The 25,867-nt window shown below is 45.6% G+C and carries 13 protein-coding genes, 2 tRNA genes and 1 pseudogene; 14 read left to right on the plus strand and 2 right to left on the minus strand.

Features of this window, described 5'->3' with window-relative positions:
• Nucleotides 1-344: 344 nt before the first annotated feature.
• The gene (carB, locus tag ACGHVY_RS18570; protein ID WP_308747284.1) at nucleotides 345-3,566 is read left to right on the plus strand and encodes a carbamoyl-phosphate synthase (glutamine-hydrolyzing) large subunit; all 3,222 of its coding nucleotides are present in this window, start codon (nucleotides 345-347) and stop codon (nucleotides 3,564-3,566) included.
• A gap of 100 nt (nucleotides 3,567-3,666) precedes the next feature.
• On the opposite strand, the gene ACGHVY_RS18575 is transcribed toward carB, so the two are convergent.
• Entirely contained in the window at nucleotides 3,667-5,652 is a 1,986-nt protein-coding gene (locus ACGHVY_RS18575; protein WP_390600571.1) for a family 20 glycosylhydrolase, read from the minus strand.
• 137 nt (nucleotides 5,653-5,789) lie between these two features.
• On the opposite strand from ACGHVY_RS18575, the gene yaaA reads away from it, so the two are divergent.
• The 13 genes and pseudogenes from yaaA (at nucleotide 5,790) to ACGHVY_RS18640 (ending at nucleotide 21,712) form a co-directional block, all read left to right on the plus strand.
• Nucleotides 5,790-6,563, plus strand: a complete 774-nt coding sequence (yaaA, locus tag ACGHVY_RS18580; RefSeq protein WP_390600573.1) for a peroxide stress protein YaaA — start codon at nucleotides 5,790-5,792, stop codon at nucleotides 6,561-6,563.
• A 3-nt stretch (nucleotides 6,564-6,566) separates the two neighbouring features.
• Nucleotides 6,567-6,671 (plus strand): annotated as a pseudogene (locus ACGHVY_RS18585) (sugar O-acetyltransferase); the annotation flags it as partial.
• Between the two features lie 224 nt (nucleotides 6,672-6,895).
• Nucleotides 6,896-6,970, plus strand: a tRNA-Val gene (locus tag ACGHVY_RS18590).
• A 34-nt stretch (nucleotides 6,971-7,004) separates the two neighbouring features.
• A tRNA-Val gene (locus ACGHVY_RS18595) sits at nucleotides 7,005-7,079 on the plus strand.
• 142 nt (nucleotides 7,080-7,221) lie between these two features.
• Nucleotides 7,222-8,568: an adenylosuccinate lyase gene (gene purB, locus ACGHVY_RS18600; RefSeq protein WP_390600574.1), complete on the plus strand. Its 1,347-nt coding sequence runs from the start codon at nucleotides 7,222-7,224 to the stop codon at nucleotides 8,566-8,568.
• Between the two features lie 74 nt (nucleotides 8,569-8,642).
• Nucleotides 8,643-10,112, plus strand: coding sequence for a pseudouridine synthase (locus tag ACGHVY_RS18605; RefSeq protein WP_390600576.1), 1,470 nt, complete (start codon nucleotides 8,643-8,645; stop codon nucleotides 10,110-10,112).
• A 105-nt stretch (nucleotides 10,113-10,217) separates the two neighbouring features.
• The gene (gene asnS, locus ACGHVY_RS18610; RefSeq protein WP_390600578.1) at nucleotides 10,218-11,621 is read left to right on the plus strand and encodes an asparagine--tRNA ligase; all 1,404 of its coding nucleotides are present in this window, start codon (nucleotides 10,218-10,220) and stop codon (nucleotides 11,619-11,621) included.
• Nucleotides 11,622-11,760: 139 nt separating this feature from the next.
• Nucleotides 11,761-12,252, plus strand: coding sequence for a DUF4488 domain-containing protein (locus ACGHVY_RS18615; protein WP_308747262.1), 492 nt, complete (start codon nucleotides 11,761-11,763; stop codon nucleotides 12,250-12,252).
• A gap of 252 nt (nucleotides 12,253-12,504) precedes the next feature.
• Nucleotides 12,505-13,704 carry a glycoside hydrolase family 88 protein gene (locus ACGHVY_RS18620; protein WP_390600977.1) on the plus strand — a complete coding sequence of 400 codons (1,200 nt, stop codon included), beginning with the start codon at nucleotides 12,505-12,507 and terminating at the stop codon, nucleotides 13,702-13,704.
• 56 nt (nucleotides 13,705-13,760) lie between these two features.
• Nucleotides 13,761-16,364: a DUF4962 domain-containing protein gene (locus ACGHVY_RS18625; protein WP_390600580.1), complete on the plus strand. Its 2,604-nt coding sequence runs from the start codon at nucleotides 13,761-13,763 to the stop codon at nucleotides 16,362-16,364.
• Nucleotides 16,365-16,383: 19 nt separating this feature from the next.
• On the plus strand, nucleotides 16,384-17,265 hold the full coding sequence (locus ACGHVY_RS18630; protein WP_390600583.1) for a hypothetical protein: 882 nt from the start codon (nucleotides 16,384-16,386) through the stop codon (nucleotides 17,263-17,265).
• A 35-nt stretch (nucleotides 17,266-17,300) separates the two neighbouring features.
• Nucleotides 17,301-18,710 (plus strand): alpha-L-fucosidase, encoded by a 1,410-nt coding sequence (locus ACGHVY_RS18635; RefSeq protein ID WP_390600585.1) that lies wholly within the window; start codon nucleotides 17,301-17,303, stop codon nucleotides 18,708-18,710.
• A gap of 194 nt (nucleotides 18,711-18,904) precedes the next feature.
• Entirely contained in the window at nucleotides 18,905-21,712 is a 2,808-nt protein-coding gene (locus ACGHVY_RS18640) for a DUF4962 domain-containing protein (protein WP_390600588.1), read from the plus strand.
• Here ACGHVY_RS18640 and ACGHVY_RS18645 read toward each other — a convergent pair.
• On the minus strand, nucleotides 21,627-25,751 hold the full coding sequence (locus tag ACGHVY_RS18645; RefSeq protein ID WP_390600591.1) for a two-component regulator propeller domain-containing protein: 4,125 nt from the start codon (nucleotides 25,749-25,751) through the stop codon (nucleotides 21,627-21,629). The two genes, ACGHVY_RS18640 and ACGHVY_RS18645, sit on opposite strands and share 86 nt — an antisense overlap.
• Nucleotides 25,752-25,867 lie beyond the last annotated feature (116 nt).

The following is a 25,867-nucleotide window of genomic DNA, read 5'->3' on the forward strand; positions in this document are numbered from 1 at the left end:
TTATTACCTTATTAATATAGATTTAGCGACAAAGATACAGATAAAAACTGAAAGATGCATCAAAATGAAGTCACTTCACTGTAAAAAAGTGAACGTTTCTTTTTGCTATTTGCAAAATATGTCGTTACTTTGCACAAATTTTGAAATAGACAATGAATCAACAAGAAATCAGAAGTAAGTATTATCTACATTCGGATGTTTTGCACCCGGAAACGACAGGCTTCTTCTTTTTTCTCCAAAAACGATATTTTAGTTCTTTGGTAATGCGTTAATCCTTTTTTGAGGGTAACGCATTTTTTTTATGGACGAACTTAGAAATAAAACTTATTATAACAACAAAAGAAATGGAAAAGGAAATCAAGAAAGTTCTCGTTTTGGGCTCTGGAGCACTCAAAATCGGACAAGCCGGGGAGTTCGACTACTCAGGCTCACAAGCACTGAAAGCTTTGAAAGAAGAAGGTATCAGCTCAGTATTGGTAAACCCGAACATCGCAACCATTCAGACTTCTGAAGGGATTGCCGATAAAGTGTATTTCCTTCCCGTAAACACTTATTTTGTAGAAGAAATTATCAAGAAAGAACGTCCGGACGGTATCCTGCTGGCATTCGGCGGACAAACAGCGTTGAACTGCGGCGCTGAACTCTACACACAAGGTATTCTTGATAAATACGGAGTGAAGGTACTTGGTACATCGGTAGAAGCTATCATGTATACGGAAGACCGCGACCTGTTCGTGAAGAAGCTGGACGAAATTGAAATGAAGACTCCGGTGAGCCAGGCGGTAGAAAGCATGGAAGATGCGATTGCCGCTGCCCGCAAGATCGGTTATCCGGTAATGGTACGTTCGGCTTACGCATTGGGTGGTCTTGGTAGCGGTATCTGCGCTAACGAGGAAGAATTCCTGAAACTGGCCGAAAGCTCTTTCGCATTCTCTAAACAAATCCTTGTGGAAGAATCTCTGAAAGGATGGAAAGAAATCGAATTTGAAGTTATCCGCGACGCTAACGACCACTGCTTCACTGTGGCCAGTATGGAAAACTTCGACCCGCTGGGCATCCACACTGGTGAGTCTATCGTTGTTGCTCCTACTTGCTCGCTGGACGACAAGGAACTGAAAATGTTGCAGGAGCTCTCTACAAAATGTATCCGCCACTTGGGTATCGTAGGTGAATGTAACATCCAGTATGCATTCAACTCTGATACGGATGATTACCGCGTGATTGAAGTGAACGCCCGTCTGAGCCGTTCTTCTGCTTTGGCTTCTAAGGCTACCGGTTATCCGCTGGCATTCGTTGCCGCTAAGATTGCGTTGGGTTACTCACTCGACCAGATTGGAGAGATGGGAACGCCGAACTCTGCTTATGTTGCTCCGCAACTTGACTATTATATCTGTAAGATTCCCCGTTGGGACTTGACAAAATTTGCCGGTGTTTCCCGTGAAATCGGTTCAAGCATGAAGTCGGTAGGTGAAATCATGTCTATCGGCCGCTCTTTTGAAGAAATCATTCAGAAAGGTCTGCGTATGATTGGTCAGGGTATGCACGGTTTCGTTGGCAACGATGAACTGCACTTCGATGACCTTGACAAGGAACTTTCCCGTCCGACCGACTTGCGTGTGTTTGCCATCGCGCAGGCTATGGAAAAAGGATATAGCATCGACCGTATTCACGAACTGACAAAAATTGACCCTTGGTTCCTCGGCAAACTGAAGAATATCGTTGATTATAAAGCTAAATTATCTACCTATAATAAGGTGGAAGATATCCCAGCTGACGTAATGCGTGAAGCTAAAGTTTTAGGTTTCTCTGACTTCCAGATTGCACGCTTCGTGCTGAATCCGACCGGAAATATGGAGAAAGAAAATCTGGCAGTACGCGCTCACCGTAAATCTATGGGTATCCTTCCAGCCGTAAAACGCATCAATACCGTTGCTTCCGAACATCCGGAACTGACTAACTATCTGTATATGACATATGCGGTGGAAGGTTATGATGTGAACTATTATAAGAATGAGAAATCAGTAGTCGTACTGGGTTCGGGCGCTTACCGCATCGGTAGCTCTGTAGAATTTGACTGGTGCTCGGTGAATGCTGTGCAGACTGCCCGCAAACTGGGTTACAAATCTATCATGATTAACTACAACCCCGAAACGGTTTCTACTGACTATGATATGTGCGACCGTCTGTACTTCGACGAACTTTCGTTCGAACGTGTACTCGACGTAATCGACCTTGAACAGCCTCGCGGCGTAATCGTCTCTGTTGGCGGACAAATCCCGAACAACTTGGCTATGAAGCTTTACCGCCAGTCGGTGCCTGTATTGGGTACTTCTCCGATTTCCATCGACCGCGCCGAAAACCGTAACAAGTTCTCTGCAATGCTCGACCAACTGGGTATCGACCAGCCGGCTTGGCAGGAGTTGACCAGTCTTGAAGATGTGAAAGGCTTCGTGGAGAAAGTTGGCTATCCGGTATTGGTTCGTCCTTCTTACGTTCTTTCGGGAGCTGCAATGAACGTCTGCTACGATGACGAAGAACTGGAGAATTTCCTGAAGATGGCTGCCGAAGTTTCCAAGGAATATCCGGTGGTTGTTTCTCAGTTCCTCGAAAACACGAAAGAAATCGAGTTCGATGCTGTTGCCCAGAACGGTGAAGTGGTAGAATATGCGATCTCCGAACACGTGGAATTTGCCGGTGTCCACTCTGGTGACGCTACACTGGTATTCCCGGCTCAGAAGATTTACTTCGCAACTGCACGCCGCATCAAGAAGATCAGCCGCCAGATTGCAAAAGAGCTCAATATCTCCGGTCCGTTCAATATCCAGTTCCTGGCCCGTAACAATGAAGTGAAGGTAATCGAATGTAATCTGCGTGCTTCCCGTAGCTTCCCGTTTGTTTCCAAAGTGCTGAAACGCAACTTTATCGAAACGGCTACCCGCATCATGCTCGATGCTCCATATTCACGTCCGGACAAATCGGCATTCGACATCGACTGGATTGGTGTAAAAGCTTCCCAGTTCTCCTTCTCCCGTCTGCACAAGGCCGACCCGGTATTGGGCGTAGATATGTCTTCTACGGGTGAGGTCGGCTGTATCGGCGATGACTTCTCGGAAGCATTGTTGAATGCAATGATTGCCACAGGCTTCAAGATTCCTGAAAGAGCGGTAATGTTCTCTTCGGGTGCGATGAAGTCGAAAGTAGATTTGCTGGACGCAAGCCGTATGCTGTTTGCTAAAGGATACAAAGTATATGCGACTGCCGGAACTGCCGCTTTCCTGAATGCTCATGGTGTAGACACGACTCCGGTTTACTGGCCGGATGAAAAACCGGATGCAGAGAACAACGTGATGAAGATGATTGCCGACCATAAATTCGATTTGATTGTCAACATTCCGAAGAATCACAGTAAACGCGAATTGACAAACGGTTACCGCATCCGTCGTGGCGCAATCGACCATAACATTCCTTTGATTACAAATGCCCGTCTGGCAAGTGCCTTTATCGAAGCATTCTGTGAACTAAAACTGAGTGATATTCAGATTAAGAGCTGGCAGGAATATAAATAAGCTGCTTTAGCTGTTTATCTCAAGATAAGAAAAACTCCCTCTTTGGAATGCCAAAGAGGGAGTTCTTTTTTGGGGTGCTTTCTTCTTTTTGATTTGCTTGCTATTGTTTGCTTATACGATAATTGTATACTTTCAGATTTTCTATCCGGCTATTAAAATTCCCGGCTTTTTCCAGTGGGAAAACCAATGTGCGAATATAATTCATAGAGTCTTTTCCTGCGTTGAAGTAGAGCTTCTGCATATTCATTTCTTCGATAACTTTTCCGTTTACTCTGAGTGTGGTGCTACGGCTGTCACCTTCAATCTGGATCGAAGCTTTCTCTCCCGGATTCACTTTATATGGGAAAGTGTTCAAATAACCATCGCGTGCAAAACCCATCATGCCGCGAATCGGGTCTGTCAGGTAGAATACGGCATTGGGCGAACGGAATAATTCTGTTCCGCTTTTCTCCTGTGCCCCGGTAATATCGAAGCAGACTGTATAATTGTAGCCGATTTCAGGATAATCGGAAGTGCTGCCGGGGGCGACAGTGGAGCGTTCATAAACCAATGCGGGGCTCTTGCCGATTTTTCCCGACTGGTTGACTCCGGGTGCTTCGCTGATAGCAGCACGCTTTTCGTTGTATGTTTCGTAAGGCAGGCTGGTTTCTTTACCTGTCCACATTTTCACGGCAAGGGTTTGCAGGGCGGGGAATACACGGTGATGAATGTCTTTCACGGAAATTCCGTTGCCTACATGGTCGTTCCAGACGGCAAACATGCCACCGAGGATGGCGGGATGCTTTTCCTCGAATACGGCTTTGCCGATATGTGCGGGTGTCCATTTGTTATATAGGAATGATTCGTTGAGGTAATCGTAGTAATATCCGGCTATAGGAACCAGGTAAACCATTCCGTCAGGGATACTGATGAGTTGATAACCGTCCTTTATCATAGTTGCCGGGTCGGCATATCCATTGTACCAGGCGTTCATGATGACATCCGTTGATTTGACAGGTGTGTCGCCTTTGGCATGAGTGAGTGCGCCCCATATTACAGCTTGCTTGCCGAAGCTCTCTACCAAGCGGATATAACGGTCGGTGAAAGCCCGGAACTTTTCTACCACGTCTTTCTTTGCATTTGAGTATTCGTCAGTGCCGATGTGTACGCGTTTGCCGACAAATACGGGATTGTCTCCTTCCAGATATTCCTTGAACAGCGCGTCTACAAATTCATAGGTTTCCGGCTTGAACAGGTCGAGATGATCCATGCCATATTCTTTGCTGCCGATTTCCGGTTTGTAGTGGGCAAATGCAAGTGAGTGTGCGGGAATATCTATTTCCGGTATGATTTCTACAAAGTTGGCTGCCGCCTGTTTCTGGAAATCAATAAATTCTTTTTTGGAATAAGAACCGTCACGGGCAGTCAGTCCCGGGTAAGTGTCCGATTCCAGGCGGAAAGCAGCGTATGTCTTATCCCAGTTATGCTCGAAATATTGTTTGAATCCGTTGTCGTTCAGATGGACTTGCAAGGTATTCATCTTATAATAAGCCATGATTTTTGCCAAATCCTGCAGATAAGACATCGGGATAAATTTCCGGCCGCAGTCTATCATGAATCCCCGGATGGGATAGTCGGGATAATCGCGGATGGTTCCTTTAGGAAGCTGGTGTCCGCTGGTTTGTTCCGCTATCTGCAGAAGGGTGCGTGTACTCCAGTAAAGTCCGGTCGGAGTCGGGGCGGAGAGTGTCACGCGGTCGGCTATTTGGATGGCGTAACCTTCTTTTCCCAGCTTTTTGTCGGCCGACAGGGATAGGACGAAATCTCCGGCTTTGGCCTTGCCTTCTGTCACGCTCAATGTCTGTCCGAACATCTGTCGATAGTCATCGGCGAACAGTCGGGCTATTCTCAGCAGTTCGGGATTGGAGGAAGTGCAGACGATTTTCGTATCTGTTCCAGGGATGAAGTTGCCATCCTTTCCTGTCCATTGTTTCAATTCGGGGATAACGAACGGTTTCGGATTAACGGCGGCGTGGGATAAATTCCCGGTCAAACAAAAGATTGTTAATAAGAATAGCACTTTTAGGGGGATCAGTGTGTGTCTCATAAGGGGTCTTTTTTGTTATTAATGAATGATTAAAGTTAATTATGCGGTGAAAGTAAGGATAATTCAGCTATTCATCAGTAAGAGAAGCGAATTATTTTTTATTTTTGTTTCTTGAAAAGATAAAATCAGATTTAAGCATGTTAGTACTTCTATCCTGTGCCAAGACAATGAGTGGGACTTCAAAGGTGAAAACTCCTTTGAGTACAATTCCGCGTTTTCAAAAAGAAGCGTCTGAAGTTGCCTTGCAGATGTCGCAGTTTTCGGTGGACGAGTTGGAACGTCTGTTGCGTGTAAATGCTAAGATAGCTGTGGAGAATTATAAGCGTTATCAGGTCTTTCATGCCGAGGGTACACCGGAATTGCCTGCTTTGCTGGCTTATACCGGGATAGTGTTTAAGCGTCTGAATGCCAAAGATTTCTCTAATGAGGAATTTGAGTATGCGCAGGAGCATCTGCGGCTGACTTCTTTTTGTTACGGATTGTTGAGGCCGTTGGACACCATCCGTTCCTATCGTTTGGAGGGCGATGTCGTGTTGCCGGAATTTGGGAATCAAACCATGTTCTCTTATTGGCGGTCGCGTTTGACGGATATGTTCATCGAAGATATAAAGAAAGCGGGCGGAATACTTTGTAATCTGGCTAGTGACGAAATGAAAAGCCTGTTCGACTGGAAGCGGGTGGAGAAAGAAATACGTGTCATAACTCCCGAATTTCAGGTATGGAAGAATGGAAAGCTGGCTTCGATAGTTATCTATATAAAGATGTCCCGCGGTGAGATGACGCGCTTTATCCTGAAAAACAGGATTGAGAATCTGGAAGAACTGAAAAGTTTTTCTTGGGAAGGATTCGAGTTCAACGCATCCCTTTCGGATGAAAAGAAGTTTGTATTTACGAATGGCAAAGAGGTATAAAGTATGACGGAAATAGAGAAGATGCGCAGCAGCCAGTTGGCGGATATGTCCGTGCCGGAGTTGCAGGTGAGTTTTGAACATGCGAAGAAGTTGCTGGCGGGAATCCGGTACGCGTCATTCGCAAGCAGATGGTTTGATGTCTGACCGGGAAAGATTGTTTCTCTGATTTGATAAATCGAAAGTTACACGAAAAAAAAAAGTTTTTCCTTTATCTGTTGATAATCAGTATGTTTGTTAATTGGGTGAAAATTTTATTGAAAAATAATATGGGAAATGTTTGCAGGTTTCAAAAAAAGCCGTACCTTTGCATCGCTTTTGAAACGGAAGTGTAAGGGCGTTTAGCTCAGCTGGTTCAGAGCATCTGCCTTACAAGCAGAGGGTCGGCGGTTCGAATCCGTCAACGCCCACACAAAAAACGAAACACTTCCGGCTCATTAACAAGGGCGTTTAGCTCAGCTGGTTCAGAGCATCTGCCTTACAAGCAGAGGGTCGGCGGTTCGAATCCGTCAACGCCCACTACAAAAGGAAAGTCTTACGAAGAAATTCGTGAGACTTTTTTTATTTCTTATCTCTTTTATACAAACTTTCTTTATCCTTTTGCCTTATAACTCAGGAAAAAGAGTTAATTTTGCAGTCTGATAATTATCTAAGAAAACGTATGGAACTTGATGTATTAACGGCCATATCTCCGATTGATGGTCGATATAGAGGCAAAACTAAAGCTTTGGCAGCTTATTTCTCTGAATTTGCACTGATTAAATACCGTGTACAGGTAGAGGTGGAATACTTTATCACCTTGTGCGAACTTCCTTTGCCGCAACTAAAAGGAGTCGATAGCAGCGTGTTTGAAACTTTGCGGAATATCTACCGTAACTTCTCTGAAGCAGACGCACAGCGCATTAAAGATATCGAGAGTGTGACTAACCACGATGTGAAAGCCGTAGAATACTTCCTGAAAGAAGAATTTGACAAGATGGGCGGAATGGATGACTATAAGGAATTCATCCACTTCGGACTGACTTCACAGGATATCAACAATACGTCTGTCCCTCTTTCTGTCAAAGAAGCATTGGAACAAGTGTATTATCCGCTGATTGAAGAACTTATTGCACAGTTGAAAGCGTATGCGACAGACTGGGCTGATATCCCGATGCTTGCCAAGACTCACGGTCAGCCGGCTTCTCCTACCCGTCTGGGCAAAGAAGTGATGGTATTCGTTTACCGTCTGGAACGCCAGTTGGCAATGTTGAAGGCTTGTCCGATTACTGCCAAGTTCGGTGGTGCTACCGGAAATTATAATGCGCATCATGTAGCATATCCCCAGTATGACTGGAAACAATTCGGCAACCGCTTTGTTGCAGAAAAACTGGGACTGGAACGCGAAGAGTATACAACGCAGATCTCGAACTATGATAATCTCTCCGCTGTTTTTGATGCAATGAAGCGTATCAATACCATTATGGTGGATATGAACCGTGACTTCTGGCAGTACATCTCCATGGAGTACTTCAAACAGAAAATCAAAGCCGGAGAAGTAGGCTCAAGTGCCATGCCGCACAAAGTGAACCCGATTGACTTTGAGAATGCGGAAGGTAACCTGGGCATCGCAACCTCTATTCTGGAACATCTGGCTGTGAAACTTCCGGTTTCCCGTTTGCAGCGTGACTTGACCGACTCTACCGTTCTGCGTAACGTAGGCGTACCTTTCGGTCATATCGTGATTGCCATTCAGAGTTCCTTGAAGGGATTGCGCAAGCTATTGCTGAATGAACCGGCTATTTACCGTGATTTGGATAATTGCTGGAGCGTGGTAGCTGAGGCTATTCAGACAATCCTGCGCCGTGAGGCTTATCCGCATCCGTATGAAGCTTTGAAAGCTTTGACCCGGACCAATCAGGCGATTACAGAAAGTTCTATCAAGGAATTTATTGAAGAGCTGAATGTAAGCGAAGATATTAAAAAAGAGTTAAGAGCGATTACTCCGCATACTTATACGGGGCTTTAATTGTTTACTTATACAATAAACGTGTTTTTTAAATAGGCCGTGAGGCCAAAGTCTAATTTTATTCGAATAAAAAAATGAGCACAGAAAACGAAGAATGGCGCGAAAATTCTTTCAATGAAGAGAATTCAGGTGCCGGCCGTGATGGTAACAGGTCTTACAACAGAGAAGGTGGAGAACGTCCGTATCGTCCTTCTTACAACCGTGAAGGCGGGGATCGTCCGTATCGCCCGCGATTTAATACCAATAATGAAGGTGGCGAGCGCCCGCAGCGTTCTTATGGCGACCGTCCTCAACGCCCCCGCTTCAACAGCGAAGGTGGTGACCGCCCGTATCGTCCTCGCTTTAATAGCAACAATGAAGGTGGTGAGCGTCCGCAGCGTTCTTACAACCGCGAAGGTGGCTCTTATGGCGACCGCCCTCAACGTCCTTCTTACAATCGTGAAGGTGGTTCGTATGGCGACCGTCCACAACGTCCCCGTTTCAATAGCGAAGGTGGCTCTTATGGCGACCGTCCTCAGCGTCCTTCTTACAACCGTGAAGGCGGTGACCGTCCGTACCGTCCCCGCTTTAATAGCGAAGGTGGCGATCGTCCTCAGCGTCCTTCTTACAACCGCGAAGGTGGTGACCGCCCGTACCGTCCCCGTTTCAATAATGGCGAAGGTGGCGGCTATCGTAGCAACAATGGTGGTGGCGGCTATCGTCCGAGATACAACAACGACCGTCAGGGCGGATACCGTCCTCGTCCGCGTACCGGCGATTATGATCCGAATGCTAAGTATAGCATAAAGAAACAAATCGAGTACAAGGAGCAGTTTGTTGATCCGAACGAACCGATCCGTCTGAATAAGTTCCTGGCTAACGCAGGTGTTTGCTCACGTCGTGAGGCTGACGAATTTATCACAGAAGGTGTGGTTTCTGTAAACGGTGAGGTAGTTACTGAATTGGGTACGAAAATCAAACGCTCGGATGTGGTGAAGTTCCACGAAGAACCGGTTAGCATCGAACGTAAGGTGTATGTACTGCTGAACAAGCCGAAAGATACTGTTACCACATCGGATGATCCGCAGGAACGCCGTACGGTAATGGATTTGGTAAAAGGCGCTTGCAACGAACGTATTTATCCGGTAGGACGTCTTGACCGTAACACGACCGGTGTACTGTTACTGACGAACGACGGTGATTTGGCTTCCAAGCTGACACACCCGAAATTCTTGAAGAAGAAAATTTATCATGTTCATCTGGACAAGAATCTGGCTAAAGCGGATATGGAGCAGATTGCAGCCGGTATCCAGTTGGAAGACGGTGAAATCCATGCAGACGCTATCAGCTATACGGATGATTTCAAGAAAGACCAGGTAGGTATCGAAATCCACTCCGGCAAGAACCGTATCGTTCGCCGTATTTTCGAATCACTGGGTTATAAAGTAGTAAAACTCGACCGTGTATTCTTCGCCGGGCTGACCAAGAAAGGTCTGCGTCGCGGAGACTGGCGTTACCTGTCGGAAGCAGAAGTAAACTACCTCCGCATGGGGTCGTTTGAATAATAAGTTAATAAATAACAACTTGACAGAGGACGGGGAAGGAAAGCAGGAAGAAATGAATCTTGCGTTTTAAACCTCGTCTTCTTGTATCTAAAAAGAATAAGTTAAATGGAAAAGATTGGTAGAACAAAAATTGTTGATCTGTTGAAGCGTACGGACATCGGCGCTATGGTCAATGTGAAAGGATGGGTTCGCACCCGCAGAGGTAGCAAACAAGTAAACTTTATCGCACTGAATGACGGTTCTACAATAAATAATTTGCAGGTCGTAGTAGATTTGGCTAATTTCGACGAAGAGATGCTGAAACAGATTACCACTGGTGCTTGTATCAGCGTGAACGGTGAAATGGTGGAATCTGTAGGCTCCGGCCAAAAGGTGGAAGTGCAGGCTCGCGAAATTGAGGTGCTGGGTACTTGCGATAATACATACCCGTTGCAGAAGAAAGGTCATTCTATGGAATTTTTGCGTGAGATTGCTCATTTGCGTCCGCGTACCAATACGTTTGGTGCAGTGTTCCGTATCCGTCACAACATGGCGATTGCTATCCACAAGTTTTTCCATGACAGAGGCTTCTTCTATTTCCATACGCCGATCATTACAGCTTCGGACTGTGAGGGTGCCGGACAGATGTTCCAGGTGACTACCATGAACCTGTATGACTTGAAGAAAGACGAGAAAGGTTCCATTTCTTATGACGACGACTTCTTCGGCAAGCAGGCGAGTCTGACCGTTTCCGGTCAGTTGGAAGGTGAGCTGGCTGCCACTGCTTTGGGAGCTATCTACACATTCGGTCCTACGTTCCGTGCCGAAAACTCCAATACTCCCCGCCACTTGGCAGAGTTCTGGATGATTGAGCCGGAAGTTGCTTTCAACGATATTGCGGACAATATGGATTTGGCTGAAGAGTTCATTAAGTATTGTGTGAAATGGGCGTTGGATAACTGTGCGGACGACGTGAAGTTCTTGAACGATATGTTCGATAAGGGACTGATTGAACGTCTGCAAGGTGTATTGAAAGATGATTTCGTTCGTCTGCCTTATACAGACGGTATCAAGATTCTGGAAGAGGCCGTAGCGAAAGGACACAAGTTCGAGTTCCCGGTTTACTGGGGCGTCGACCTGGCTTCCGAGCACGAACGTTATCTGGTGGAAGAACACTTCAAGCGTCCGGTGATCCTGACTGACTATCCGAAGGATATCAAGGCTTTCTATATGAAGCAGAACGAGGATGGTAAGACGGTACGTGCGATGGATGTTCTTTTCCCGAAAATCGGTGAAATCATTGGCGGTTCCGAACGTGAATCGGATTATAATAAGTTGATGACCCGTATCGAAGAGATGCATATCCCGATGAAGGATATGTGGTGGTATCTGGATACCCGCAAGTTCGGTACTTGTCCTCACTCCGGTTTCGGACTCGGTTTCGAACGCTTGTTACTTTTCGTAACAGGTATGGCGAACATCCGTGACGTGATACCGTTCCCGCGTACACCGAGAAATGCTGATTTCTAATATTTCGGTATATTTATGTAAGGCTCGCATAATCTTTCGGTTATGCGAGTTTTTTTATGCGCTTCATGGTTCTATTCTCAAAATAAATATTTATATTTGGAGATACGCATTCGAGAGTGTTAACTAAAATAATACGACAATGAAAAAGCTCTATTTCTTTACCATGCTTTCAATAATGTTGTTGGCGGTAACAGGTGCGACGGCCCAGAAGAAAACCAAATTCAAAGCGGCCGAGTTGAAAGGAATCTGGCAACTTTGCCATTATGTGTCGGAATCTCCCGATGTTCCGGGAGAGTTGAAGCCCAGTAATACATTTAAGGTGTTGAGTGAAGACGGACGAATCGTGAACTTTACGATTATTCCCGGTTCTGATGCAATTATTACGGGGTATGGTACGTATAAGCAATTAACTGACGATTCTTATAAGGAAAGTATCGAGAAGAATATTCATCTCCCGATGCTGGATAATCAGGATAATATTCTGGAATTCGAGATTAAGGATAATGATTATCTGTGTCTGAAGTATTTCATCAAAAACGATTTGAATGGGAACGAACTGAATACCTGGTATTATGAAACCTGGAAACGGGTGGAGATGCCGGCCAAGTTCCCGGAAGATATTGTGAGATAGGTAAATTTGTTATCTGAATTATAATAGCGCACATCCTCTTTTCGAAGAAGATGTGCGCTATTTTTGTGTCTTTATATGAAAGTAGACAAAAACAAAAGCATTTTGGATAAAATCTACATTGGTGCGTGTGAAATCAAGGATGAAAAAACAGATATATAAAGGCTTTCCTTTCGCCAATTCCTACTTTTGCTATCAGTAAAAACAAGTGTTTCGAATGATAATGAATAAAACATTAAAGCTATAAGTATGAAGATGAAAAGAAAGTTGTATGTCGCGGTTTTAGGGATGAGTCTGCTGACCGCTTGTAGCATTCCCAAAGCGGGTGCACCGGAATGGTTTGAGAACGCAGTGAAAACTTCCGACTCTCAGTTGCTGTATATGGCGGAGCAACTGAAAGATGTACCGGACACTGTTTGTTTCCCACGTTCTACCAAACCGGACGGAAGCTATCGCCTGGAAAATGCCAAAGACTGGACAAGCGGTTTTTATCCCGGTTCTATGTGGCTCGCCTATGAGTTGACAGGAGATGAGGCTTTGGCGGAGGAAGCCCGCAAATACACCAACCGCCTGGAAGATATTCAATATTATACAGGAAACCATGATATTGGTTTTATGATGTATTGCAGTTATGGACAAGCGCTCCGTTTGAAGCCGGAACCGAAAGATAAGCAGATTTTGATAAACTCTTCCGAAAGCCTTTGTGCACGTTTTAGCCCGGAAGTAGGATTGATTCGTTCGTGGGATTTTGGTGATTGGAGTTATCCGGTTATCATTGATAATATGATGAATCTCGAAATGCTATTCTGGGCATCCGAACAAACGGGAAATTCAAAATATCAGGATATTGCCATCGCTCATGCCGATAAGACACTGAAGAATCATTTTCGCGATAATATGACCTCGTATCATGTAGTCAGTTATTCCGTTCCAAGCGGAAAAGTAGAATCCAAGGGAACTTTTCAGGGGTATTCCGATTCTTCTGCTTGGGCGCGTGGACAGGCGTGGGGAGTCTATGGCTATACCATGTGCTACCGATTTACCAAAAATCCCGTTTATTTGGATGCGGCTCATAAGATAGCACGCTTCATTATGGAGAACCGTCCATCGGAGAATGATTATATCCCTTATTGGGATTATGACGCACCAGGGATTCCGAATGCTCCGCGTGATGCATCCGCATCGGCTGTCACAGCTTCCGCACTATTGGAATTGTGTGGATATACAGATGACAAGAATTTAAGTAACAGCTACGTAGTGTATGCGGAGAATATACTGAAACAACTTTCCTCACCGGATTATCTGGCGAAAGAAAAGGAAAACAACGGATTTATACTGATGCATTCGGTCGGCAGCTTTCCGCATGACAGTGAGGTGGATGTGCCGCTGAACTATGCCGATTATTATTATCTGGAGGCACTGAAGCGGTATAAGGATTTGAAGAAGTTCAGCTAAACGGGATTGAGTATAGAGTAAGAAACATTTTACTATCAGAGCTAATAACAAACACCATGAAACCAATATTGTATATTCTTACAATTAGTTTATTTACATCCGGACTTCATGCCCAACAGTCACCTGCCAATATCCGGCTGAAAGATGTCACTTTGATGCACGAAATGCGTGCTACTCCCTCACCGCTCGACAAAGCAGTGGTTGCTGACCGCATCGTCTCTTTTCAATGGCCGTTGCAGGAAGGTCTTTATGTGGTAGAAAGCGGGTTGGACGGTCTGGATACCAAGCATAAGATTGACAAGAGTAAAGTCCGTTATAGCTTGCGCTACTCTCAAGACCCCACTTTCAAGACCGGAGTAATGCAGGTAGAAACCCGCTGGCCGTTCTTCAATCCGGAGAAAGATTTGACTCCCGGCGTATGGTACTGGCAATACGGTAATGTTATGAACGGCCAAACAGAATGGGCTACGGTTCAGCAGTTCACGGTGGAAGCCAATCCAGACAAGTTTTGTCCGCCTTCCCTGAAAGAAGTTCTTGCCAAAGTTCCTCACGGACATCCCCGTGTCTGGCTGGATAAGAACGAATGGGATAGTTTTATCCATCGTAGCATTTCCAAGCCCGAACGTAAAATTTATATTTCGGCTGCCAACAAGGCGATGAAGACACCTATGAAGTCTATTAATGACGTCAACACGAAGTTAGCCGCTAATTTGACTAGCGAAATGGAACGCAATGCAATGCTTACTCGTGAGAGTCGCCGTATTGTCGACAGGGAAGAGTCAAACTTGGAAGCTATCATACGTGCTTATATGCTGACTAAAGAACGCCGCTATGCTGACGAAGCTATCAAGCGTATCAAGGAAGTCACCACTTGGGGTGAAAGCGGGAATGTGAAAGGAGATTTCAATGACGCAACTTTTGTGTCACTTAGTTCATTGGCTTACGATGCGCTCTACGACCTTTTGGATGAGGCAACTAAAAAAGATTTGTTGGCTTGCATCAAGAAATATGGAACAAAGATGTATGACCATCACAATAATTATCTGGAAAACCACATTGCAGAGAATCATGTCTGGCAGATGACGCTCCGGATTCTTACCATGGCTGCTTTCGCTGTTTATGGCGAGCTGTCCGAGGCTGATACTTGGGTGGATTACTGCTATAACGTATGGATTGCCCGTTTCCCCGGTCTGAACCAAGACGGTGCCTGGCACAATGGCGACTCTTACTTCACGGTAAACACGCGTACATTGATTGAAGTTCCCTATTATTACAGCAGACTGACCGGATTTGATTTCTTCTCCGACCCATGGTATCAAGGTTCGGCTCTGTACACTATCTATCAGCAACCCCCATTCTCCAAATCGGGTGGAAATGGAAGTTCTCATGAAAAGGTGCTGACGCCGAGAGGAGTGAGAGTGGGCTATGCGGACGCTGTCGCCCGGATGACCGGAAATACGTATGCTGCTGATTATGTGCGTACTATCCAGACACGTCAACCGAATATACTGAATGAAGGTGGAACCTCTAAAGCAGGCGGACTGGCATGGTTCCGTTTGCAATGTGACAAACCACTACCTGTGGGGCCCGGTCTTGCCGACTTGCCTATGGGACATGTTTTCCCACAATCCGGCCTGGCTTCATTCGCCACCAATCTGTCCCGGACAGAAAATAGTGCTATGATTAGTTTTCGTAGCAGCCCGTATGGCGGCACATCCCATGCGTTGACCAATCAGAATGCTTTCAATACTTTCTGGGGTGGACAGTCACTTTTTTATAGTGCAGGTCACTGTACTTCTTTTATCGATAAACATGCTGTTTATTGTTACCGTGCATCTCGCGCTCACAATACGATTCTGGTCAATGGTATGGGACAACGTATCGGTACTGAAGGTTATGGTTGGATACCCCGTTATTATGTAAGTGAAAATATCGGTTATGTGGTAGGCGATGCCTCCAATGCATACGGAAAAGTAATTTCTCCGCTTTGGATAGAACGCGGCAAAGCCGCCGGTTTGGAATATACCCCTGAAAATGGCTGGGACGAGGTTGGTCTGAAAACTTTCCGCCGCCATATTGTAGAGCTTGGGAAGACAGGTCTTACTTTTATCTATGATGAGCTCGAAGCTGAACAGCCTGTCACTTGGAGTTACTTGCTGCATACGGTTATTAATCCGATGAATGTAGATAAAAGTAATTCGAGATGGATACACGTTCAGGCTACCAACCAAAACGGTGTTTCCGATGCGTACCTTTTCTCCACCGGTGTATTGAAAACCGATACGACCAGCCAATTCTTTACCCCTGCCGTCAACTGGCTGATTGCTGACGAGAAAGGTAACTTTAAAACATACCCTAATCATTGGCATTTCACCGCTACTTCAGATAAACAGAAAGTATATCGTTTTGCTACAATTATCAATACTCACGCCAAACAGAAACCCTCTGAGCAACCACGAATCCTGAAAGACGGCTGCATCGAGATAGGCGACTGGCACATCAAGGTGAATCTATCTTCTAAAGGTGTTTCCTCTTTCTTCATTCGCCATACGAAAAAAGGAGAGAACGTAAGTATCGACTATAAAGGTGAAGCTACCCTTATCAAAGAAAACGGCCATGAAAAAGTGCTGGTTGATAAAGTACCCGAACTGGAAATCTAATCAGATAAAGACATCGAATATGAAAACAATAAACTATATCCTGGTAACTGCAATAGCACTTTCATTCAGTAGTTGTATGCAGCAACCTAAAGAAAAAGAAATAACGGAAACCACTTCGCAGAAAACGTATGAATATATGGCAACCGCACGATTGACGGTCAGCGAGAGCAAACGATTGATAGCCAAAGGGATTTCCGCAAATAAAGAGGTAAAGGACAGATTAGAGAACGGCATTGTCATCATTACTTTGGGAACAACCAATACCTATCTTGCAGAAGAGCTTGCCGGACTGTCAACTCCCCGGGGGAGTTTCGTCACAGGACGAATCTTTCCAAGTTCGAAAGAGGATTTTGCCAAAGGAATGAAACGTCAGTCGGAGATAGTATTGATGAAAGGAAAACCAGTTGATATTTCCTATGCCGACGCTTTGAGTCGTATGAATGCGAAAGACATTGTATTCAAAGGCGCCAATATGGTGAACTACGCCAAACGTCAGGCAGCCGTATGCGTAGGTGCTCCCGACGGGGGCACTGTAGCCAAACTACGTAAATATACTGACCGGGGCAAAGGACGTTGGATTGTACCCGTGGGACTGGAAAAGGAAACGACACAAGACCTGTTCGAGATGCAGAAGTTGACGAACGGAGATACACCGCGTGGCAAAGGTACCGTACGCCTCAACGTGACGCAAGGCAATATTTACACCGAAATCGAAGCTCTCAAAGAATTTGCCGACGTGGATGTACACGTCACGGCGAAAGGCGGTGTAGACGGTGCCGAAGGCGGTGTGTCGTTACTGATTTGCGGCACGAAAGCGGAAGTGGAAAAAGCGGAAAACATCGTGAAGCAATTGCAGGGTGAGCCTGCTTTTGTAGAGAGCACTTCTGGTTCAAAGAAATAAAATATCTATTACTAATGCAATAACAAGAATTATTTATGAAGAAAGTTTTATCACTCATTGCGTGCATCGGCCTGTCGCTGGCACTGAACGCACAAAACAAGAAAGTATTCGGAACGAAAGACGGCGAACTGATACATGAAAGCTCGGAAAGCTACGAATGGCCTACCGATGCGAAAGTACTGGAGAAACTGGATAAATGGCAAGATGTGAAATTCGGTATCATGTACCACTGGGGAATTTATTCCGTGCCGGGCATTACGGAATCATGGTTACTTTGCTCGGAAGACCGCTTTACCAAGCGCAGACAGAGAGTAGCCCCTGACAAACCTTATGACGAATTTAAGAAATGGTACTGGGGACTGGCGGATTCATTCAATCCGGTCAAGTTCGAGCCTTCCCGTTGGGCGGATATTGCGAAAGAAGCCGGATGCAAATACCTCATCTTCACTACCAAGCACCATGACGGCTTCTGTATGTACGATTCCCAATATTCGGATTATGGCATCACAAAAGGACCATACAAGAACGGTAAATATGCAGATGTCACCAAGCACCTGTTTGATGCTTTCCGTCAGAAAGGCTTCATGATTGGTACTTATTTCTCCAAACCGGACTGGCATCACACTGATTATTGGGACCCGTTCTGGTCAACTCCCACCCGTAACGTAAACTATGATGTCAAGAAGTATCCTAAGAAATGGGCGAACTTCCAGAAGTTTACCGCCAATCAGATTGATGAACTAATGACTAATTACGGAAATGTCGATATCCTATGGCTCGACGGCGGCTGGGTACGCAAGCCCGAACAGGATATCAAAATGGATGAAATAGTAGAGAAAGCGCGCATTAAACAATCGGGACTAATCGTAGCGGACAGAACCGTACTGGGACGTAACGAGAATTATCAGACACCGGAACGTGTCGTTCCTGAAAAGCAAATAAACAACCCGTGGGAAACCTGTATACCTTTGGCTAAGACTTGGGGCTGGAGCCCGGACTCCGAATACAAATCCTGTTCATGGGTAATCAATATGCTGGCCGAAATTGTAGCCAAAGGCGGGAACCTCGCCCTGAATATCGGCCCCACTCCGGAAGGCGAAATTGAACAAGGCGCTGTCGACCGCTTGAAAGAAGTAGGTGACTGGTTGAAGCAGAACGGTGCGGCTATCTACGCCACCCGTATCACCCCGAACTATAACTGCGGTAAAGTCTGGTTTACCGCCAACAAGGACGGCAAGACATTGTATGCTATTTATGCCCTGCCCGAAAAAGAAACACTGCCTGCTACCATTGAATGGGAAGGTAACGAGCCGACAGGCAAAATGACTCTGTTACAAAACGGCAAGAGCGTGAAGTACTCCTGCAAGGACGGCAAAGTGACTGTCACCCTGCCTGAAGGTTTGAAGAACGAGCCGCTGGCTTTTAGCTTCAAAGTAAAGAAATGACAGTTTAAGTACTCTTGCAAAATAATCTTATATTATCAGGCACGGATTACGCGGATTACACGGTTGCTTTATGACAGCCATCATTCGAGGAACCGTGTAATCCGCGTAATCTGTGCCTAAATTTATTATATAAACTAATTATGATTACATACTTAGAAACAAGAATCTTATAACAGATAGGCATTATTAGTATCATGAAGAATAAAATCAATGTATTGTTCTGCATAGCAGTGGCATCCGTATCCGTTTCCGTACAATCGGCATTCGGGCAGTCGGATAGGACAACTCAGCAGATATTCAGCGGCTTCCACCAGTTTGCTGATGGTTTCAAAGTAAATAAAGATGGGGCGGATGGCAGTAAGAGTGGTATTACCCCATTAACTCTGGGATGTATACGGCAAAAGGGGAACCGGGAGTTTCCTTATCCGGTGAAGGGACACGAGGTTATAACCAATCCGCCGGTTTTCACTTGGCCGATGGCTGACTACAAGTATCCCGAAGTTTTTCCTGTTGACAAAACAAAAAGGAAAATGGATGACTGTCTGCATTATGACTTCCAATTGGGACGTACAAGAGACTTTTCGGATAAAGATGTACTTACCCGCACAGGGTTGAGACTGGCGTTTTATAATAATCACAAGCCTCTCAAACCGGGGACGTGGTATTGGCGCTACCGTGTGTCAGGGAAATCCTGGTCGAAGGTATATGAAGTGAATATCCCCGAAAATATCCCCGAATTCCAGTCTCCGGAAGCAGAAGAAGCATATGCTATGATACCGGAGAAGCATCCCCGTATTTTCGGAAAGGTAACAACCGGCAGACCGCTGACAACCGACCAGAAGAAATTAAGGGCAGCTTACCGGAGAGCTGCGGATATCGCTTTGGATAAAGCGGTGGCGGATTATAAAGTGAAAGGTGAACCTATACCTGCAACAACTTCTGAAGTAGAACGAAGCCAAATTATGAAATTCCGCCTGAGATACGAAGTAGAAAGAATCAATAGCGATATTGAACACTTGTTGAATTTTTATCGATTCACCTCGGATAGGCAATATCTTGAGAAAGCTGTAGCCTTGGCTGATTACATTGCGGCAAAAGAGCCGGCTGAAATGTACGCGGCTGCTGACTTTACGGGTGCCAAGTCTATGTCCACCTTGAGCATGACTTATGATGTGGCCTATGCATATCTGAGCGAAATACAGAAAAAGAACTATAAGCGCTTCATCACTACAGTTATTGCCCTTATCATAGACGACGCCATGCAGGAAAATGTCGGTTCGGCGGATGGTATACTGTGTGCCCACTTCTTTCAGCATACTTTTTATAACGCATTTACTTCCGCTATCGTCATGAAAGGACATGATGCGCAGGCGGCGAAGTGGTTCGGTATGCTTTATGATATTTGGTTGTCACGTTCACCGGGTGGCGGCTTTTTGTCGGATGGCGTATGGCCTAACGGGAACATAGGCTACATCCATGTGAATATGGAATCGATGGTGAACAACTTCGTCTTGTATCGTGACCTGTTCAACGTGAACATCTTCACGCATCCATGGTATGCCAATTGTGCCAATGCATTGGCTTACACGATGCCTTTACACTCTGCCGGTGATGGTTTCGGCGACGGGAGTGACAATGTGTATGAAGTCAACCGGCTCAGGGCTGAATTTGCATACATCCTGGGGCAAGAGTTGAATAATCCGTTTGCTATCCATTATGCCTATGAGTTATCCGGGCAATCGCCTGATGCTCCGTTTGCTTTTAAGAAAACAGACTTCGGCACCTATCGTTTGCAGCATCAACCGCAGGAAGTAGGAGCGGTGAACCTGGCAAATATTCCTCAGTCTGCCGTATTCCCTCAAACGGGAATAGTCGTCATGAATACCGACGTGCTGAATGCTGCTGACAATTTGTTTGTTTCGTTCCGCAGTTCGCCTTTCGGAGTCGGTTCTCACGGAATGGCAGAGCAAAACAGTTTTAATGTATCCTACAAGGGGAAACCTATATTTTATCCCACAGGATATAAGGTGACTACACAGGATAAACATTACTTGCTGGCACACAAACACAGCCGGGCACGTAATACCATTACCGTAGACGGAAAGACTCAAGCCTATTCACACAGTGGTTACGGATGGATTGCCCGCTATTTGGACGGCAACGATATTACCTATGCTCTAGGCGATGCTTCAAATGCATATGTACCTTTCGACCAAAGTGCCCTTAACTGGACTACCGTGCTGAAGAACGCACAAGCTTACACCTCCGAAAACGGTTTTATACTGGATGATAATGATAATCCGCAAGTACGGAAATTCCGCCGTCATCTGGTGATGCTGCGTCCCAATATCATCGTAGTATATGATGAACTGGAAGCAGAAAAAGAAGTAACCTGGACATTCCAGCTCAATGGTCTGGAACGCGCAGGTATGAAGATTCTCGAAGCCGAAAATTCACTGATAGCCGATACGGATAATTGTGATGCGCTTGCCCGTATTTTCGGAAGTTCCGAACTGACTGCTTCTCTGGTTGATACATCGTACGTCAAACCTTTCGACTGGCTGAACCCGCAACGTGGAAGAAAAGCAATCGCTTTTGAAAAAAATCAATACCACGGCAAGTTCGAGAATGTCCGTAAATGCAAGGATATGAGATTTCTGGCGGTTATCCAAATAGACGAATCCAACTCCATGTCCTTTGCCGATGTGAAGCCGGATGCAGATAACACACTCACCATCGGTAATTATCGTATTAAGGCGCAGATGGACACAAGACAGGAAGCCCGTTTGGAAATTGAAAATAAGACGACGGGAGAATACCTGCTTTATGGCCCTGCCAACGGAACAGTGAAAGCGAAGGAACGTAAATTCTCGCATAGCACTTTATTGATAAATAAAACTTCCGGCTGTCAGGAGGCTATCGACCGTTACCCCTTGATGGTACCTTGTCAGAAAGGACATTCTTCACATACTCGGAAGGCAGACAACCCACATACTTCTTAAAACTGGTAGAGAAATAGGAAGGTGAACTGAAACCGACCTTATTGCTGACTTCAGAAATCGAATATCTTCCTTCGAGCAACAGTTTGCAGGCTTTGTTGAAACGGATGCGGCGGATAAAGTTAGCCGGTGGTTCTCCCGATATGGAACTCATCTTGAGATATAGTGAAGAGCGGCTCATGTTAAGTTTCTCCGCCAAATCATCGGCGGTAAAACCCTCGTCATCAATATTATTTTCGACAATCTGTATCGCTTTGCTCATAAACTCCTCATCCAGTGCATTGGACGTTATTTTGGCCGTATCAATATCAATCGTGTTGGAATAATAATACCTCAACCGCTGCTTGGCTTTCAGGATATTACTGATTTTACCTTTCAGCAGGTTCATGGAGAAAGGTTTGGGAATATAGTCGTCCGCACCCATCCGGATACCGGCAGTCTGTGCTTCAATGCTTCCTTTGGCGGACAACAGAATGACTGGAATATGGCAGGTTTGCATATTCTTCTTTATCAGTTCGCACAACTTTATACCGTCAATGCCCGGCATCATCACATCGGAGAGTACGATGTCCACCTTCTGTTCTTTGAGAATAGCCAATGCTTCCTCGCCGTTTCCGGCAGTCAGAGTGACGTACTTCGATTTGAAGTGATTCTTCAGATAGTCCACCATTTCTTTATTGTCATCCACCAGTAAGATCGTTTCCGTCGTCTCTTCCGGTGATTCAGTCTCTTCCTGTCCGGCAGATACGCTTGTTTCCGTAAATTCACCGTCTTCGATGATTGTTTCTGTGGCTAATGAGGCCGTTTGCCAGTCGGGACTGTCTTTCTCGCTTTGAGCCAGTAATTCCCCGGGGGCAAACACTTTCAGGTCTGAAGGAAGTTCGACGCAGAACTCACTACCCTGATTCGGTTTGCTGCTGACGCTAATCGTTCCGTGATGTTTCTCAACCAGGCATTTGACCAGTGAAAGTCCGATTCCGCTGCCTTTCCGGTCTTCGTTCGCCTGATAGAAACGTTCGAAGATACGCGACTGCTTCTCCGCAGGGATTCCGATACCCGTATCTTTTATCGTGAATCCGAAACTATTCTCCTTTTTCCAGACGGAAAGCGTTATTGCTCCGCCGTCCGGGGTGAACTTGAAAGCGTTGGAAAGCAGGTTGGTCACTATCATCTCCATGTAAGTTTTATCTATCGGGAGCAGACTGCCGTTCAGTTCCGACTGATATTGGTAAGTGATATTCCTTTTCTGTGCATTCTCTTCGAACAGGGTGAATGTGTTCCGCCCCAATTCATCCACGTTGTTCATAGCAACGTGAATCGGCAATGCACCGGATTCCGCTTTCCGGAAGTCCAGCAACTGGTTGACAAGGTGCAGTAGTTTACGCCCGTTTCTATATACGTATGAAAGTTTCTGTTGAACGGGGGCATCAAACTTCTTCTCCTCTTCCACCAATTCTTCCAGAGGAGCCAGTATCAAGCTCAAAGGAGTGCGTAGCTCGTGGGACATATTGATGTAAAAACGTACCTTCTCCTGGCTGATTTCTTCAATCTTGGTGCGTTCCAGATGTTCAATCTGCATCTGCATCTTCATTTTTGCCCGGGCAATAAAGAAATAGAAGATGAAGGCAAGTCCGCCCAGTGTAAATAAGACATAGAGTATCTTTGCCCACCACGTCTGATACCACATCGGGATGATATGCACGAAGAATTCGGTCGGGGCGACACTCCAACGCCCGTTATTATTGCATGCCTTCACCATAAAAGTATATTTCCCGGGAGGCAGGTTGGAGTAGGTGACATTTCTCGGTGAACCGCCCTGGCCTGCATATATCCAGTCTTCATCAAATCCTTCCAGTTTGTAGGCAAACAGATTCCGCTTGCCGGAGAGATAGTTGATAACAGAGAAATGGATACTGAACAGTTTCCGGTTGGAAGGGAAGGACATCCCTAATAGCTTGCCGTTATCGGTCTGGAAATATTTGGACGACCCGTCTTTAATTCTTAAAATAGGCTGATTCTGAATGGTAGCACCGGTGATAACGGCATTGGGGGAGAACGGATTATCAACAAACTCGTATGGGTTGAAATAGGTGACGCCTTTCAGGCTTCCCAGAAAGAAAATGCCGTCTTGTGTCTTGCATGCTCCATACGTGTTAAACTGTTCATGGCTCAGTCCGTCCTGTACAGTATAGTTAAGGAAAGTCTGCTCGGAAGGGTCAAAGCAGGACAAGCCGCGGTTAGTCGTTATCCATAATCGGCCGCGTCCGTCTTCCAGTATGCCGTAGATGAAGTTGTTGGGTAATCCATTCTTTGTAGAATAGCGAACCTGATGATTGGTACTTCCGTCGGGCGACTTGTACAGGCCGGCGGAAGAACCTATCCAAATATGGTGATTGCTGTCTTCCTGTATACAGAAAGCCTGTATCAGTGCCGGGTTGTTTTTAGAGGTATGGTCTTTCCATTCTTCCAGTTTCCCATTATCATATACAAACAAACTCTCTTCCGTACCAATCCATATCCGTTCTTTAGAGTCGCGGTAGAGGACGTTGATTAATAGAGAACTCAGCTTGGGATATTTCTGTATTAAGGGATGCATGGTCAGTTGCCCTGTCTTTTTGTCGAAACTGTATAGCCCGATAATGGAACCCACCCAAAGAGTTCCGTCCTTTCCGTCCAGCAGGGAATAACAACTGTTGCTGAATGAGACAGCTTTTGGAAAAGTGTAGTTCTTGATTTGTCCGGTACGCTTGGATAAATAACTTAATCCTCCGCCGTGGCTTCCTATATAGACGCCGTCCGCATCGGGAAGTACGCATTTGATATTGTCCGACTGCAATGCGTGCGCATTGTGGCAGTTGGCCCGATAGGCGGAGAAATGATTGTTTTTCCTGTTGTACTCGTTCAGTCCGCCATCATTCGTACCTATCCAGAGATTGCCGGTATAAGGGTCTTCTACAATGCAACTGACCGTATTGTCACTGATAGAGTTTTTATAAGCAGAATAGGTTAAAGTCTCGAATGCAGGCGCCATGGCGTGATAATAATTGAGCCCCCCGTAATAAGTGCCTACCCACATACCGCCCTGGTTATCTTTCAGGATAGAGCGGACGGAGTTGTGTCCTAAAGAACTTTCGTTCTCGTGAGAGAAAGCATACTTTGCTATTTTTTCCGTTTCGGGTTCGAGTACGAACAGCGCATTGATTGTACCTATCCAAATGTTGCCCTTATCATCTTGTGCCAATGTGCGGACTGCATTTTCGGGCAATTGTTGCGGGCTTTTATAATGATAATGCTTTTTTATCCGGAAATTTTCATCTGTGCAATATACTCCGTTAGTCAGAGTCCCCAGCCAGCAGATACGTTTTCTGGGGTCGTAGAGAATAGATGAAACAACCTCATTTTCCAGTTCGGGCAGTAGCCGGACAACAGAATTGTCATGCGGGTGATAATGATAGATTCCTGACGAAGTGCCGAGCAGTACCTCGTCGTTCATCTTGCAAATGGAATACACGTTGGTTTCCCGCAGGAGAGGATGCCGGTTCATATAGCCTGTTTTTTTGTCGAAGACAATGAGACCGTTGCTCGTTCCCAGCAGAAGCTGGTTCTTGCCATTCAAATCCCCGATACTGAATATTTGCACAGGCTGTTTTTCCGGAAGGTAGTAATTGGTGAAATTATTCCCGATAATGTTATATCGGGATAATCCGGTCAATGTACCTACCCACACTGTACCTTCCTCATCCGTGCAGAGTGAGTAGACATGATTGTTGGACAAGCTCGTGCTGTCGTTCAAGTCTTTGTAGAGGGTGGCGAAACGGTATCCGTCATACCAGTTCACCCCGTCTATCGTACCTACCCAGATTTTCCCGTTGTGGTCCTGGGTCAGTGCGAGAACTGTATTTTGTGACATCCCGTCATTTACCGAAAGGCGCCGGAAATGGATGCGCTCCGAGCTGCCGGCCGTTGCGTGGCAAGGTGAAATGGATAATAAACAGAGGAAAAGGCTGAAAATAGAGCCAATTTGCAAATATCGGTTTCTCATGTGTGCTGAATGATAAATGTGAATATTACAAACATAAGGTAAAGATAGTCATCTTTCATTCAATCACAAAATATACAATTGAAATATTCATCCCGTCTCTCTTGTCTGCCTGATAC

The organism is Bacteroides sp. f07, assembly GCF_042854785.1.
GTDB lineage: Bacteria > Bacteroidota > Bacteroidia > Bacteroidales > Bacteroidaceae > Bacteroides.